Raw genomic sequence first — 14,347 nt, 5'->3', positions numbered from 1 at the left:
CGATGGTTGATCGCGACCAGTCACGATACGGGCTCGCCCGATCGCGACCCGTGCCGACGCACCACCTCGAACCGGCTCGTGACCTGAGTAACGGGTGGGCGGCTGGCGGCGTCCAGGGTGACCTACGCGAACCGCACACGTCAAACACAGTCGAACATCGGAGGTTGTTGATGCTTGTTTGACTTGTTCACCTATCTGAACCCGCTAACGAACCGGCATCTTCTTGCTCCACTTGGCCTGATGCGAGGCTTTCTGGCCTTGACAGGGGCCTGTGGCGGCTACCACATTGTGCGCAACTTTGTTGGAAATAGTTCGATAAGTCTTGGTAGCCGCGACAGGAGTCACCATGGCCAACTCACCGTTACCGCCCAACCCGCTGCTCGGCCGTCGCACCGTGCTCAAGGGCCTGCTCGGCGCGTCCGCGCTGGCCGCCGTGCCCGGCCTGGCCGCCTGCGGTTCCGGGGGTTCCGCCAGTGACGGCAAGACCGTGTCCTTCGGCTCCAACTACTCCGACGCCGTGCCGCGTGAGGGCATCGCCGCGGTGATGGAGACCTTCAAGCAGCAGAACGGCCTCGAAGTCAAGATCAACACCAAGGACCACGAGACCTACCAGCAGCAGATCAACAACTACCTGCAGGGCAGGCCGGACGACGTCTGGTCCTGGTTCGCCGGCTACCGGATGCGCTTCTTCGCGGCCAAGAACCTGGCCGGTGACCTGTCCGGCCTCTGGCAGACCATTGGCGACAACTTCACCCCGGCGCAGAAGGAAGCGGCCACCGGCAGTGACGGCAAGCAGTACTTCGTGCCGTTCTACTCCTACCCGTGGGCGGTGTTCTACCGGCCGAGCATCTGGCGGCAGCGCGGCTACGAGGTGCCCAAGACCTTCGACCAGTTCCTGGCGCTGGGCAACAAGATGAAGAGCGACGGCCTGGTCCCGATGGCGGTGGGGCAGAAGAACGGCTGGCCGCAGCTGGGCACCTTCGACCAGCTGAACCTGCGCACCAACGGCTACGAGTTCCACGTCAGCCTGATGGCGGGCAAGGAGGACTGGCAGGGCAAGAAGGTCCGCGACGTCTTCGACAACTGGAAGCGGATGTTGCCGCTGTACCAGGAGAACCCGCTGGGCCGGGAGTGGCAGGAGGCCGCGCAGACCATCCAGCAGGGCAAGGGCGGCATGATGATCGTCGGCTCCCAGCAGATCGGTCAGCAGATGAAGAACGAGCTGAACGACCTGGACTTCTTCGCCTTCCCGGAGATCAACCCGGCCTTCGGCACGGACACCGTCGAGGCCCCGATCGACGGGTTCATGCTGGCCAAGAAGCCCGGCAACGAGGAGGGCGCGCGCAAGCTGCTGACCTACCTGGCCGGACCGGCCGCCCAGCTGGCCTACCTCAAGACCGACCCGGTGACCATCGCGGCCAGCGGCAAGGCCGACACCAGCGGCTACAACGAGCTGCAGAAGAAGTGCGTGAAGTTCGTCGCCGAGGCCAAGCACATCACCCAGTTCCTGGACCGCGACACCGACCCGCGCTTCGCCAACGACGCGGCCATCAACGGGATCAACGCCTTCCTCACCAACCCCAATGACGTGGACTCGGTGCTCAAGGGCATGGCCGACCAGGCCAAGAACATCTTCACGGGCTGAGGCCGATGACTGTTCTGGACGAGGCGCCCGCCACCACGAGCGCGCCACCGCACAAACGCAGGCGACGCCGGGCCAGCGCGTTCACCGCCACCGACAAGGTGGTGCTCGCGGTGATGCTCGGCATCCCCTCGCTGCTGCACCTGGGCCTGGTGTGGTTCCCCGCGCTGGGCTCGATCCTGTTGTCCTTCACCGAATGGGATGGCATCGGCGGGGTTGAGGACATCAGGTTCGTCGGGTTGCAGAACTACTCCGACATCCTCACCACGTACCCCAGGTTCTGGCCCGCGCTGTGGAACAACCTGATCTGGCTGGTGTTCCTGCTGGTGCTGCCGACCCTGTTCGGGTTGTTCATGGCGGTGCTGCTGGACCGCAAGCTGGCGCTGGGCCGGGTCTACCAGAGCGTGCTGTACCTGCCGATGATGCTGTCGCTGGCCCTGATCGGGTTCATCTGGCAGCTGATCTACCAGCCGGACCAGGGACTGCTGAACAACCTGCTGGGCACCGCGAACGACCACCCGGTCAACTGGCTGGGTGATCCGGACATCAACCTGTACGCGGTGCTGGTCGCGGCGGGCTGGCGGCACGCCGGGTACGTGATGCTGCTGTTCCTGGCCGGGCTCAAGGCGGTGGACCCCTCGCTGAAGGAGGCCGCCGCGCTGGACGGGGCGAGCGCCTGGCAGACCTTCTGGCAGGTCACCTTCCCCGCGCTCAAGCCGGTGAACATCGTGGTGCTGGTGATCACCGTGATCGAGGCGCTGCGGGCCTTCGACATCGTCTACATCATCAACAAGGGCCGTCAGGGGCTGGAGCTGCTGTCCATCCTGGTCACCGACAACATCATCGGCGAGGCCAGCCGGATCGGCTGGGGCTCGGCGCTGGCCGTGGTGCTGCTGCTGATCTCGATGGGCTTCATCATCACCTACCTGATGCAGACCTTCCGCAAGGAGGATCGGCCGTGACCGGCACGACGAACACGGCCACCGGACGCGCCGGGCGGATCGCGCTGCACACCTTCCTGGTGGCGACCTGCCTGGTGTGGCTGGCGCCGGTGCTGTGGGCGGCCTTCGCCTCGCTGCGCACCATCGACGACACCAACAAGAACGGCTACTTCTCCTGGCCTGCCGAGCTGACGCTGGACAACTTCGGCAAGGCCTGGGAACAGGCGGAGCTGCCGCACTACTACCTGAACACGCTGATCATCACCATCCCGGCGCTGGTCATCACGCTGTTCTTCAGCTCGATGGTCGCCTTTGTGGTGTCCCGCTTCAGCTTCCGGTTCAACCTGGCGCTGCTGATGCTGTTCACCGCGGGCAACCTGTTCCCGCAGCAGGTGATCGTCACCCCGCTGTACCGGCTGTACCGGCTGATCGAGCTGCCGGAGTGGCTCAGCGAGTCCGGTTCGCTGCTGGACTCGCAGCTGGGCGTGGTCCTGATCCACGTCGCGTTCCAGACCGGGTTCTGCGTCTTCGTGCTGAGCAACTACATGAAGACCATCCCGATGGAGCTGACCGAGGCGGCCAGGGTGGACGGCGCCGGGGTGTTCCGGCAGTACTGGCAGGTGATCCTGCCGCTGTGCCGTCCGGTGCTGGCCGCGCTGGCCACGCTGGAGTTCACCTGGATCTACAACGACTTCCTGTGGGCGCTGGTGCTGATCCAGACCGGGGACAAGATGCCGATCACCTCGGCGCTGAACAACCTCGGCGGCCAGTTCTTCAAGGACAACAACCTGATCGCGGCCGGCTCACTGCTGGTCGCGGTGCCCACGCTGGTGGTCTTCTTCACCCTGCAACGCCACTTCGTCGCCGGGCTCACCCTCGGCTCGACCAAGGGCTAGCGCACGCCAGGGGCTGCCGGGTACTCGTCGGTGTGGAAGGTCTCCGACGGGTTTCCCGGCAGCCACAACGACATCAGCGCGCCGCCCTCGGCCGCGCGGCCCGCGGTGACGGTGCCGCCGTGCCGCTCGGCCACCTGCTTCACGATGGCCAGCCCGAGCCCGGAGCCGGGCAGGGTGCGGGCCTCGGTGGAGCGGTAGAAGCGCTCGAAGACGTGCGGCAGGTCGTCCTCGGCGATGCCCGGGCCGCTGTCGGCGACCTCCAGCACCGCGGCCTGCGCCCCGGCCTGGCGCAGCTCGACCCGCACCCGGCCATCGGGCGGCGACCACTTGACCGCGTTGTCCAGCAGGTTCATCACCGCCCGCTCCAGCGCGTTGGCATCGCCGACCAGGGTCCACGGGCGCAGCCGGATGTCCAGGCTGACGCCGGGCGCGCGGCGGCGGGCCCGGTCCAGGGCGCGCTCCACCACGTCGACCAGCTCGACCGACTCGTGCACCACGAACGGCGCGTCGTCCCGGGCCAGCTCGACCAGGTCGCCGATCAGCGTGGTCAGCTCCTCGATCTGGGCCCGCACGTCGGCGTAGATCTCGGCCCGGTCCTCGTCGGAGAGCCGGTACTTGGCGCCGGCCTGCTGCGAGGCGACCAGCAGTTCCAGGTTGGTGCGCAAGGAGGTCAGCGGGGTGCGCAGCTCGTGCCCGGCGTCGGCGACCAGCCTGCGCTGGCGTTCCTGGGAGTCGGCCAGCGCGGCCAGCATCGCGTTGAAGCTGTTGGTCAGCCTGGCCAGCTCGTCGTCCTCGCTGGTGACCGGGATCGGTTGCAGGTCACCGGTCCTGGCCACGTGCTCGGCGGCCTTGGTCAGCCGCTCCACCGGCCGCAGCGCGGTGCGCGCCACGCCGAGGCCACCGGCGGCGGCCAGCACGATGCCCGCGCCACCCACGGCGAAGAGCACCCAGGCCAGCCGGGCCAGGGTGTCCCTGGTCGGGTGCAGCGGCTGGGCGATCACCAGGGCGAAGCCCGGGTCGATGGGCACCGCGACCACCCGCTGGTCGGTGCGGTTGTCGGTGCGGGTGTGGTCCGGCTTCAGCCCGGCCGCCACGTCGACCTCGTCCGGGCCGTAGGGCACCCCCGGCGCGTTCGGCGGGATGAACAGCTGGGTCCGGCCGTCGGAGAGCAGCTGGACCACGCCCAGCCGCAGGTCGATGGCCTCGAACACGGCCGGGGACTGCCGTTGCAGCTCGATCACCTGGGACAGCGAGCTCTCCGCGGCCACCTTGGCCCGGTTGAGCAGCTGCTCGTCCAGCTCGTTGTACAGGCTGGTGCGCACGGTGAAGTAGGCGGCCAGGGAGACCAGCGCGACGGCGGTGCCCACGCCGACCGCGGCGAAGAGGGTGAGCCGGTTCCGCAGGGTGACCCGCTGCATGCGGGGGTGCTGCGCGTCGCGGTCCCGGCCGACCCGCACGGTGGGCACCTCGGTCACGGAGGGGTCTCCCTGAGCACGTAGCCCACGCCGCGGACCGTGTGCAGCAGGCGCGGTTCGCCGTTGGCCTCGGTCTTGCGGCGCAGGTAGCCGACGTAGACCTCGAGCGCGTTGCCCGAGGTGGGGAAGTCATAGCCCCACACCTCCTCGAGGATGCGGCCCCTGGTCAGGACCTGCCTCGGGTGGTGCAGGAGGAGCTCGAGCAGGGCGAACTCGGTGCGGGTCAGGCTGATCGGCCGCCCGCCCCTGGTCACGTCCCTGGTGCCGGGGTCGAGCTCGAGGTCGGCGAAGCGCAGCGCGGCCAGCGCGACCGGTCCGGTGTCCTGGTCCGGGCCGACCCTGCGCAGCAGCGCGCGCAGCCTGGCCAGCAGCTCCTCCAGCGCGAACGGCTTGGGCAGGTAGTCATCGGCGCCCGCGTCCAGCCCGGCCACCCGGTCGGAGACCGCGTCCCGCGCGGTGAGCACCAGGATCGGCAGGTCGTCGCCGGTGCCGCGCAGCCGCCTGCACACCTCCAGGCCGTCCACCCTGGGCATCATCACGTCCAGCACCATCGCGTCCGGCCGGTTGTGCCCCAGCACCTCCAGCGCCTGCTGGCCGTCGTTGGCCAGCTCGACCTGGTAGCCGTTGAACTGCAGGGACCGCCGCAACGACTCCCGAACGGCTCGGTCGTCGTCCACAACGAGGATGCGCATATCGGTAGTGTGACCGGTTTCCCTAAGAGCCGCCTGAGAGCACGCTGAACCCCGACCAGCAAAAACTATCGTTCGCGTGGCCGCGGGGCGTCCCAGCGCCGCCAGAGCGCGAGCACGCGGAGCCCGCAGATCATGGCCGCGGCGATGACCGCGGTCGGCCCGGTGGGCAGGTTCAGCCGGTAGCCGATGGCCACCACCACCGCGCCGGCCAGCGCGGCCACCGCGTAGATCTCCTGGCGCAGCACGGTGGGGATCTCGCGCAGCAGCAGGTCGCGCAGGGCGCCGCCGCCGATGCCGGTGGTCATGCCGATCAGGCAGGCGGTGTAGACCGGCGCGCCGAGGGCCAGCGCGGTGGTGGTGCCGCCGGTGGTGAACAGGCCGAGGCCGACCGCGTCGGCCAGCAGCACGGCCCGGCGCAGCTTGGCCACCTGCGGGTGGAAGAAGAACACCAGCAGGCCGGTGAGCGCGGAAACCAGCAGGTAGGGCCAGGTGCGCAGGGAGGTCGGCGGGTGCAGGCCGAGCAGCACGTCGCGGATGATGCCGCCGCCCAGCGCGGTGGTCATGCCGAGCACGACCACGCCGAAGACGTCCAGCCGGGCCCGCACCGCGGCCAGCGCCCCGGAGGCCGCGAACACCGCGATGCCGACGAGTTCCAGGACGGTCAGCATCAGCACCCGCGGATCTTAGGCAGGTCGGTCAGAAATAATCGGCCATCCGGACCGTCCCCGGTGCGCCTACCAGCAGGTCCAGCAGCCGGGTGTGTTCGGGATCGCCCGTCAGCAGCCCGGCCCTGCGCAGTCCGGCGGTGGTGTTCGAGCCGGAGTACCAGGCGCCGAGGCCGCGGGCGGTGATCCGGACCGCGCCGGTGCCGCCGGGCTCCAGCACGACCTCGCCGTCCTTGACCACCAGCCGGTGCCGCCCGGCCTGCCAGGGCGCGTGCCGGTCCTCGATCTCCAGGTCGGTCACCGCGTCGGCGATGAAGCTCGCGCCGGGCCAGCCGCGGGCGGCCACCGCGGCGGCCAGGTCGACGACCCGGAGCAGCCAGGGCTGGGTCCGCTTGCGACCGTCCAAACCGGACCACTCCAGGACGCCGAGCAGGGTCTCGTCCATGATGTGCAGCTTCACCCGGTCCAGCAGGCCGGTCCAGGAGCCGATCGAGTCGAGCAGGCCGAGCGCGACCTCCGGGGTGTCCGCGACCAGCTCGTGCACCTCCAGCACCCGCTTCTTGCGGTCCGGCTGGGCCAGCAGGTAGCCGCCGTCGGTGACCAGCGAGGCGTCGCACTCCAGCAGCTCCTCGGTCCGGTAGGACCTGGTGCGCCGGTCCAGCATGCCGTCCACGGTCTGCGCCAGCCGGTGGTAGCAGTCCCGCATGGCCGGGATGTCCGCCTCGGTGGCCTCGCGCAGCTCGATCTTGGAGCGGCGGCCCTGGAAGGCGTGCACGGGCAGGTCGACGGACTCCAGCACGCCGCCGCGTTCCCAGCCGCGGCCGCGGTAGAGCGCGGGCACGGTCGGGTAGAGCGCGCTGATCGGCTGCCCGTCGGCGCGCATCTCGGCCAGCATCCGCTCCAGCAGCGCGCTGCCCACGCCCCGGCCGCGGGCCTGCGGGGCCACCACCACGCTGGCGATGCCGCCCATCGGCACCGCGCGCCCGCCGAAGAACTGCCGGTAGGGCCGGACCATGGCGAACCCGGTGCGCTCCCCGCCGGTCTCGGCGATGAACCCGCGCCAGGTGGTCTCCCCGCGCCACAGCTCGGGTGTCTCCTTGGGCCCGCCGAAGGGCACCCCGCGCAGCCGCCAGGCCGCGTCCGCGTCGCTGGACCGGTAGGCCCGAACCGTCACGTCTCCCACAGGAGAGAGCCTAAGCAGGCGGCCAAGTGAAAAAGCCCTGGCCGGTCTTGCGGCCCAGCTCGCCCCTGGCCACCTTGTCCCGCAGCAGCCGCGGCGGCTCGAACCGGGGGCCGAGCTCGGCGGCCAGGTGCTCGGCGATGGCCAGCCGGACGTCCAGGCCGACCAGGTCGGTGAGCTTGAGCGGGCCCATCGGCCAGCGGTAGCCCAGGGTCATGCCGGTGTCGATGTCCTCGGCGCTGGCCACGCCCTCCGCCAGCATCCGGATGGCCTCCAGGCCGACCGCGACGCCCAGCCGGGAGGTGGCGAAGCCGGGCGAGTCCCTGACCACGATCACCGTCTTGCCCAGCGCCTCGGCCCAGTCCTTGGCCTGCGTCAGACAGGACTCGGCCAGCCCGGCGTGGGTGACCAGCTCGACCAACTGCTGGGCGGGCACCGGGTTGAAGAAGTGCATGCCCAGGGTGCGCTCGGCGGCCGGTCCGGCGGCGATCGCGGCGATGGACAGCGAGGAGGTGTTGGAGGCCAGCACGGCGCGCGGGCAGGCGGCCGCGGCGGCGGCGAAGACCTGGCGCTTGAGGTCCACCCGCTCGGGCACGGCCTCCACGATCAGCTCGGTCTCCGGGGAGAGCAGGCTGAGGTCGTCGGCGGTGTCCATCAGCCGGGCGCAGGCCTCGGCGTCCACGCCGGCCGGCAGCTTGCCGCGTTCCTCGGCTTTGAGCAGCGAGGTGGTCACGGTGTTGCGGGCGGCGGCGCACCGGTCGGCGTCGGCCTCGACCACGGTGACCCTGGTGCCCGCGGCCAGCAGCACGTGCGCGATGCCCGCGCCCATGGTGCCGCCGCCGATCACCGCCGCGCGAGCGGGCGCACTGAAGCTCATGTGACACTCCCGTCAGAGATATCGATCGGACTGTAACAGCGCGCATCCGTTGGGGTGCGGGCCGATCGGGTGCTTAGCCGGATCAACGGCCAGGATTCCTGATATTCGACCGGTTGGAGTAGTGGGGACCAGGCACGATGGTGTTGTGCGGATCATTCTGTTGCGGCACGGCGAGAGCCTCGGCAACGTCGACGAGATGGCGTACTGCCGGGTGCCCGACCATGCCCTCCCGCTGACCAAGCGCGGTCAGGAGCAGGCGCGGGCCGCGCGGGCCGCGGTGCGGGCCGCGCTGGGCCCCGGCCCGGTCGCGGTGTACGTCAGCCCGTACCTGCGCACCCAGCAGACGCTGCGGAACCTGGACCTGGACGAGCTGTTCGAGCGGGTGGTGCACGAGCCGCGGTTGCGCGAGCAGGACTGGGGCAACCTGCAGGACCCGATCGAGCAGGAGCGCCAGAAACAGGCGCGGCACGCCTTCGGGCACTTCTTCTTCCGGCTGGCGCACGGCGAGTCCGGCGCGGACGTGGACGACCGGGTGGCCGGGTTCATGTCGGACCTGGAACGCCGGATGGAGACCGAGCCCTCGCACCCGCGCACGGTGCTGATCGTCTCGCACGGGCTGACCCTGCGGTTGCTGGTGCGGCGGCTGTGCATGTGGAGCATCGAGCTGTTCGAGTCGCTGTCCAACCCTCGGCACTGCGAGCACCGCACCATGCACAAGGGCCCGGACGGCCGGTGGACCCTGGACCAGCCGTTCGAGCAGTGGCGGGACTCCCCCGACGGCGCGGTCCAGGTGGACGGCAACGGCGAGGTCGCCCGCCCCGCGTGAGCGAGGCGGGCGGGCCGCTCAGCCGTTCTGCTGGTGCGCCCAGCGGACCAGCCGCCGTGGCACCAGGATCTTCTTGCCCTTGACCACCACCGGCACCAGGTCGGGCGCCTCGGCCTTCCACTGCGCCCGGCGGCTGCGGGTGTTGCTGCGGGACATCCGCCGCTTCGGGACGGCCATCAGTTGCCCGCCTTCCGGTCCGCGCGGTCGCCGTAGCGGCGGCGGAACTTCTCCACCCGGCCCTGGGTGTCCATCACCCGGCTGGCGCCGGTCCAGAACGGGTGCGAGTCGGAGGTGACGTCGACGAGCAGCAGCGGGTAGGTGTTGCCGTCGCTCCACTCGATGGTCTTGTTCGAGGTGGCCGTGGACCGGGTCAGGAAGGTCATCCCGGTCGAGGAGTCCTGGAAGACCACCGGGTGGTAGTCGGGGTGGATGCCCTTTTTCACGCTTCGTCCTTCTGGTTGCTGATGATCACATCGGTGGGCGCGCGGTCGTCGTCGCACGGGTCCTCGTGCCAGGAACCGAACGGGTCCTCGTAGGCCAGCCAGGCCTCCTGGCCCTCGGCCAGCTCCTCGTCGGTGAGCAGCGCGGACTCCAGGGCCTCGACGATCTCGCCGGGGACCGCGGTGTGCGAGAGCACGAACAGGTCCTGGCTGCGGTCGCCGTAGTAGGGGTCCCAGATCAGGTCGGCCATGGCGCGGCGGTCCGGATCGATGCCGGACCAGTCCTCGATCGCGGCCAGCCACGGACCGGCGTGGCCGATCCGCAGTCCGCCGCCCGCGGTCTCCAGCCACAGCGCGACGTCGGGCTGGCTGGCCACCCAGACCCGGCCGCGGGCCCTGACCACGCCGTCGAGCAGGAAGTCCAGCGCCTCGTGCAGCCGGTCCGGGTGGAACGGCCTGCGCTGGCTGAACACGGTGACCTGGACGCCCGACTCGGCCGACAACGGCGGCTGGCCGCGCAGCAGCGGGGCGTGCGCGTCGTCGATCTCGCCGCGCCGGGCGTTGCCGGGCACCAGGTCCAGGCAGCGGACCGGGTCCAGGTCGCCGAGCCGGATCCGCGGCGCCAGCGGGGCCAGCCGGTCCAGCACAGCGTCGGTGCGGGCCGCGGTCCAGGCGTCCGGGGCGCTGCCGGCCAGCACCAGCAGGTCGGCGAACTCGACCTGGCTGACCGCGACCTGGGCGATGGTGCGCTCGTCGTCGGCGCTGGCGCCCAGGCCGCGCTCGCTCAGCTCCAGGTCGCCGGTGGCGTCGGCGAACCAGGTCTCTGCGTCCACCACGGTCAGCACGGCATCGAGGTAGACGACCTCGTCCACGGTGCGGCCGTCGATGACCACGTGCTGGAGCGCCCAGCAGACCGCCTCCGGCTCCAGCGCGCGGTCGCAGTGCAGCACGATCCGGCGCACGTCCGGGGCCTGGGTCAGGCGGAGCACCAGCGGCAGCAGGTCCTCGCGCAGCGTGCAGGACACGCAGCCGTGCGCCAGCTCCAGGGTCTCGGTGGCGTCCAGGGCGCCGTGCCGCAGCCGCCGGACCACCACGCCGTGGGTCACCTCACGCAGGTCGTGGTGCAGCACCACGGTGCCCGGATCGGCCGCGAATCGGTCGGCCACGGCCGTGGCGTGCTCGGCCGCCAGGCCCGCGACCAGCACCAACGAGGTGCGGGGTGGCGTCACGTCAGCCTCCAGTTGGGAATGATTTCCATCGTCGTCTCCGTCAGGCTACTCTCGGATCCGATTAAACGAAAATGGATGTCGTTAGCAACTGCGTCGTCCCCAGCATCGTGAAGGAGTCGCGCATGTCCGCCCGCTGCCAGGTGACCGGCCGAGAGCCGGGCTTCGGCAAACAGGTCTCGCACTCGCACGCGCGCAGCTCGCGCCGGTGGCTGCCCAACATCCAGCGCCGCCGCTACTGGCTGGCCAGCGAGGGCCGGTGGGTCAGCCTCCGGGTCTCCGCGAAGGGGATCAAGACGATCGACAAGCGCGGCATCGAGTCCGTGGTGGCACAGATCCGCCGCCGAGGGGAGAAGGTCTGATGGCCCGCAACGAGCTCCGCCCGATCATCAAGCTCCGGTCCACCGCAGGCACCGGCTACACCTACGTGACCCGCAAGAACCGCCGCAACAACCCGGACCGCCTGGTGATCCGCAAGTTCGACCCGGTCATCCGCAGGCACGTCGAGTTCAAGGAAGAGCGCTGATGGCCAAGAAGTCCAAGATCGCCCGCGACCTCCAGCGGCGCGAGGTCGTCGCCAGGTACGCCGAGCAGCGGGCCGAGCTCAAGGAGACCATCCGCTCGCCGAAGTCCACGCCCGAGCAGCAGGCCGCCGCGCTGTCGGTGTTGCAGCGGCTGCCGCGCAATGCCAGCCCGACCCGGCTGCGCAACCGGGACGTGGCCGACGGCCGCCCGCGCGGGTTCTTCCGCGCCTTCGGCATCTCCCGGCTGCGGCTGCGCGAGATGGCGCACCGCGGCGAACTGCCCGGCGTCCGCAAGTCCAGCTGGTGAGGAGCTAGAGCGATGGCCCGATTCGAGCGCCGCCCCGGCCTGAAGCGCAAGCCGAACCTGCTGCTGCGCGAGGGTGTGTTCCACGTGGCCTGGAAGGACGTCGCGCTGCTGCGCAAGTTCCTCTCCGACCGCGGCAAGATCCGGTCCCGCCGGGTGACCGGCCTGACCCCGAGCCAGCAGCGCGAGGTGGCCACCGCGATCAAGAACGCGCGGGAGATGGCCCTGCTGCCCTACCCGGGGCCGGCGAAGCCCGCGCGCTGAACCCAAGGGAAGTGTGCGCAGGGGCGGTGCGCGTCGCCCGCGGCACCGCCCCCGCGCACCGGCCGCGACCGCCGCCAACGCGATCTTGACGCTGAGTAGCCGCTCATCTACGCAGCATCAACACCGAGACCGCCCGGGTCCGTCCAGGGGCGGTCAGGCAGGATCGGCCGGATGGACGCCCCCTTTTACGAGGTCCTGCACCGGCGCCGCGATGTGCGCGCGGAGTTCACCGGCGAAGCGGTCGACGAAGCGACCCTGCGCCGGATCCTCGCCGCCGCGCACGCCGCGCCCAGCGTCGGCCTGAGCCAGCCATGGGACTTCGTGGTGGTGCGCGATCGGGCGCTGCGCCGGTCCTTCCAGGAGCACGTGCAGGCAGAACGCCAGGTCTTCGCGGCCGACCTCTCGGGCGAGCGTGCGGAGACCTTCGCCCGGATCAAGGTGGAGGGCGTGCTGGAGTCCAGCCTCGGCGTGGTGGTCGCCTACGACCCCGACCGCGGCTCACCGGCGGTGCTCGGGCGGCACGCGATCGCCGACGCCGGCTTGTACTCGGTATGTCTGGCCATCCAGAACCTCTGGCTGGCGGCCACCGCCGAGGGCTGGGGCGTGGGCTGGGTCAGCTTCTACCGGGAGGACTTCCTGCGCAGGCTGCTCAGCATTCCCAGCCGGGTGCGGCCAGTGGCCTGGCTCTGCCTGGGTCCGGTGCAGGGACTCGCCGAGACGCCGGACCTGGAGCGGCACGGCTGGCGCAAGAGGCTTCCGCTTGATGACGTTGTGCACCAAGAGCGGTACGGGCAGCGACGATGACGGTAGCCTGTCGAGAAGTCGGGCCAGCTGGTGGAGGCCGAGGGCACGGTGAGGCAGGACGATCCGGTGACGGGGGTCGATCTCCCGCGGCAGGAAAGCGACATCCCGCGGCAGGACCGCGAGGTGCGGATACTGCTGGACTCAGGCCGGGTCGTGGAAGCCAACACCCTCTTCGACGACGTGGTGGTGCGCACCCCGCCAGCTGAGGACGGCGACCGCTGGCGCCGGGCGACCGTGCTGGTCTACCGGGCCGTGGTGGCCTGGCGGCTGGGCCGGTTGCCGCTGGCGCTGGAGCTGGCCGCGGACGGCTGGACCGAGCTGGACGCCGAGGCGCCCAAGGGCCCGGCCGCCGCGCAGACCATCGGCATGCTGGCCTACCTGCTGGAGGGCATCGGCCACCGCAGGGCCGGCCTGGACATGATGCGGCTGTCGGTGCAGGTGGCCAGGGAGGCCGACGAGCCGCACACCCTGGCGCACTGCCTGCAACGGCTGGGCGCGGCGCTGAACTTCCGCGCGGTGGACGCCCCGCCGGAGGCATCCGGCCGGATCTTCGCCGAGGCCAGCGAGCTGCTGCGGGAGGGCTTGCAGCTGGTCGGCTCCGGGTACGTGCACCGGGCGCTGCTGGGCTCCTACGCCCGCGCGCTGGCCGGGATCAACGAGATCGCCGCGGCCGAGCGCACCGCCCGCGCGGCCGAGCGGCTGGCCGCCGCGCACGAGGACCGCTGGGGCCTGGCCATGTGCAACTGGGTGCTGGCCACCGTGCGCCGAGCGCAGAACCGGCTCACCGACGCCCGCACCATGGCCAGCCGCGCGGTGGCCGAGGCGGAGAAGATCAACGACACCACGCTGCTGCTGCGGTTCTCCCTGGACCTGGCCAACATCTGCGCCGAGCTGGGCGACTACGTGGGCGAGTCCGAGGCGCTGCGGCGCAGCGTGGCCTCCGGCCGCAAGGCGGTGGAGACCCTGCAGGAGGGCCTCGGCCAGGCGTTGCAGCAGCGGCGGCTGGCGGTGGAGGCCCAGCGGCTGGCGATGGCCGCGCAGGAGGCCGCCGCGCGTGACCCGCTGACCGGGCTGTCCAACCGGCTCGGCCTGGAGCGGGCCGCGCCGCTGCTGCTGGAGAGCACCGCGGCCAAGGGCCGGGTGCCCTGGCTGGTGCTGGTGGACGTGGACTGGTTCAAGGGCCTCAACGACGATGCCGGGCATGCCGCGGGCGATGTCGCGCTGCGCGAGATCGCCCAGCTGCTGCGCGCGGAGTGCCGGGCCGACGACGTGGTCGCCCGCTGGGCGGGCGATGAGTTCGTGGTGCTGCTGGTGGACGCCACCGACGAGTGGCAGGACGCCGGACCCGCGGTGGCCGAGCGGATCCGCTCCGCGGTGGACGGCCACGACTGGTCGATGGTGCTGGGCAGCACCAAGCGACCGACCGTGAGCATCGGCGTGGCGGCCGGACCGGCCAACCTGGACGAGTTGTTCGACGCCGCGGACGAGGCCCTGTACCGGGCCAAGCGGCACGGGCGGAACCGGGTGGAGGTCCACCCGCCGCTGCTGCCGTCGAAGTGAGGGTGGCGGAAGTCCGCCGCCACCCCCGGCA

General features: G+C 70.9%; 18 protein-coding genes. 10 read left to right on the top strand and 8 right to left on the bottom strand.

What is annotated here, in order from left to right:
- Positions 1-346 precede the first annotated feature (346 nt).
- The 3 genes from N8J89_RS03325 to N8J89_RS03315 are packed head-to-tail and all read left to right on the top strand — an operon-like array spanning position 347 to position 3,479.
- Positions 347-1,645 (top strand): ABC transporter substrate-binding protein, encoded by a 1,299-nt coding sequence (locus tag N8J89_RS03325; RefSeq protein WP_283662878.1) that lies wholly within the window; start codon positions 347-349, stop codon positions 1,643-1,645.
- 5 nt (positions 1,646-1,650) lie between these two features.
- The gene (locus tag N8J89_RS03320) at positions 1,651-2,604 is read left to right on the top strand and encodes a carbohydrate ABC transporter permease (RefSeq protein WP_283662877.1); all 954 of its coding nucleotides are present in this window, start codon (positions 1,651-1,653) and stop codon (positions 2,602-2,604) included.
- Positions 2,601-3,479, top strand: coding sequence for a carbohydrate ABC transporter permease (locus N8J89_RS03315; RefSeq protein WP_283662876.1), 879 nt, complete (start codon positions 2,601-2,603; stop codon positions 3,477-3,479). The genes N8J89_RS03320 and N8J89_RS03315 overlap by 4 nt, the downstream gene beginning before the upstream one ends.
- Here the strand turns inward: N8J89_RS03315 and N8J89_RS03310 are convergent.
- The 5 genes from N8J89_RS03310 to N8J89_RS03290 form a co-directional block, all read right to left on the bottom strand.
- Positions 3,476-4,954, bottom strand: a complete 1,479-nt coding sequence (locus tag N8J89_RS03310) for a HAMP domain-containing sensor histidine kinase (RefSeq protein ID WP_502868415.1) — start codon at positions 4,952-4,954, stop codon at positions 3,476-3,478. The genes N8J89_RS03315 and N8J89_RS03310 overlap by 4 nt on opposite strands.
- Positions 4,951-5,646 (bottom strand): response regulator transcription factor, encoded by a 696-nt coding sequence (locus tag N8J89_RS03305; protein ID WP_283662875.1) that lies wholly within the window; start codon positions 5,644-5,646, stop codon positions 4,951-4,953. The genes N8J89_RS03310 and N8J89_RS03305 overlap by 4 nt, the downstream gene beginning before the upstream one ends.
- A gap of 65 nt (positions 5,647-5,711) precedes the next feature.
- Positions 5,712-6,317 carry a trimeric intracellular cation channel family protein gene (locus N8J89_RS03300; protein WP_283666084.1) on the bottom strand — a complete coding sequence of 202 codons (606 nt, stop codon included), beginning with the start codon at positions 6,315-6,317 and terminating at the stop codon, positions 5,712-5,714.
- A 25-nt stretch (positions 6,318-6,342) separates the two neighbouring features.
- Entirely contained in the window at positions 6,343-7,494 is a 1,152-nt protein-coding gene (locus tag N8J89_RS03295; RefSeq protein ID WP_283662874.1) for a GNAT family N-acetyltransferase, read from the bottom strand.
- Between the two features lie 10 nt (positions 7,495-7,504).
- Positions 7,505-8,368 carry a 3-hydroxyacyl-CoA dehydrogenase family protein gene (locus N8J89_RS03290; RefSeq protein ID WP_283662873.1) on the bottom strand — a complete coding sequence of 288 codons (864 nt, stop codon included), beginning with the start codon at positions 8,366-8,368 and terminating at the stop codon, positions 7,505-7,507.
- 145 nt (positions 8,369-8,513) lie between these two features.
- On the opposite strand from N8J89_RS03290, the gene N8J89_RS03285 reads away from it, so the two are divergent.
- The gene (locus N8J89_RS03285; protein WP_283662872.1) at positions 8,514-9,194 is read left to right on the top strand and encodes a phosphoglycerate mutase family protein; all 681 of its coding nucleotides are present in this window, start codon (positions 8,514-8,516) and stop codon (positions 9,192-9,194) included.
- Positions 9,195-9,212: 18 nt separating this feature from the next.
- Here N8J89_RS03285 and rpmF read toward each other — a convergent pair whose 3' ends face one another.
- From rpmF to mrf, 3 genes are read right to left on the bottom strand one after another with little or no spacing between them, the layout of a single operon-like run.
- Positions 9,213-9,371, bottom strand: coding sequence for a 50S ribosomal protein L32 (gene rpmF, locus N8J89_RS03280; RefSeq protein WP_252482465.1), 159 nt, complete (start codon positions 9,369-9,371; stop codon positions 9,213-9,215).
- Positions 9,371-9,637: a type B 50S ribosomal protein L31 gene (locus N8J89_RS03275; RefSeq protein WP_252482464.1), complete on the bottom strand. Its 267-nt coding sequence runs from the start codon at positions 9,635-9,637 to the stop codon at positions 9,371-9,373. The genes rpmF and N8J89_RS03275 overlap by 1 nt, the downstream gene beginning before the upstream one ends.
- Entirely contained in the window at positions 9,634-10,863 is a 1,230-nt protein-coding gene (gene mrf, locus N8J89_RS03270) for a ribosome hibernation factor-recruiting GTPase MRF (protein ID WP_283662871.1), read from the bottom strand. The genes N8J89_RS03275 and mrf overlap by 4 nt, the downstream gene beginning before the upstream one ends.
- Before the next feature lie 122 nt (positions 10,864-10,985).
- Between mrf and rpmB the strand changes: the two genes are divergently transcribed.
- The 6 genes from rpmB (at position 10,986) to N8J89_RS03240 (ending at position 14,316) form a co-directional block, all read left to right on the top strand.
- Complete coding sequence (gene rpmB, locus N8J89_RS03265) at positions 10,986-11,222, top strand: 50S ribosomal protein L28 (RefSeq protein WP_283662870.1); 237 nt, start codon at positions 10,986-10,988, stop codon at positions 11,220-11,222.
- Positions 11,222-11,386: a 50S ribosomal protein L33 gene (gene rpmG / locus N8J89_RS03260; RefSeq protein ID WP_252482461.1), complete on the top strand. Its 165-nt coding sequence runs from the start codon at positions 11,222-11,224 to the stop codon at positions 11,384-11,386. The genes rpmB and rpmG overlap by 1 nt, the downstream gene beginning before the upstream one ends.
- Positions 11,386-11,691: a 30S ribosomal protein S14 gene (rpsN, locus tag N8J89_RS03255; protein ID WP_283662869.1), complete on the top strand. Its 306-nt coding sequence runs from the start codon at positions 11,386-11,388 to the stop codon at positions 11,689-11,691. Before rpmG ends, rpsN begins: the two co-directional genes overlap by 1 nt.
- A 12-nt stretch (positions 11,692-11,703) precedes the next feature.
- Positions 11,704-11,952 carry a 30S ribosomal protein S18 gene (gene rpsR, locus N8J89_RS03250; RefSeq protein ID WP_283662868.1) on the top strand — a complete coding sequence of 83 codons (249 nt, stop codon included), beginning with the start codon at positions 11,704-11,706 and terminating at the stop codon, positions 11,950-11,952.
- A gap of 171 nt (positions 11,953-12,123) precedes the next feature.
- Positions 12,124-12,756 carry a 5,6-dimethylbenzimidazole synthase gene (bluB, locus tag N8J89_RS03245; RefSeq protein ID WP_283662867.1) on the top strand — a complete coding sequence of 211 codons (633 nt, stop codon included), beginning with the start codon at positions 12,124-12,126 and terminating at the stop codon, positions 12,754-12,756.
- A 66-nt stretch (positions 12,757-12,822) separates the two neighbouring features.
- Positions 12,823-14,316 (top strand): GGDEF domain-containing protein, encoded by a 1,494-nt coding sequence (locus tag N8J89_RS03240; RefSeq protein WP_283662866.1) that lies wholly within the window; start codon positions 12,823-12,825, stop codon positions 14,314-14,316.
- Positions 14,317-14,347 lie beyond the last annotated feature (31 nt).

The sequence above is a fragment of the Crossiella sp. CA-258035 genome, assembly GCF_030064675.1.
Classification (GTDB): Bacteria; Actinomycetota; Actinomycetes; order Mycobacteriales; family Pseudonocardiaceae; genus Crossiella.
The sequence above is the reverse complement of the archived record's forward strand: the minus strand, read 5'-3'. Positions and strand labels throughout refer to the sequence as shown.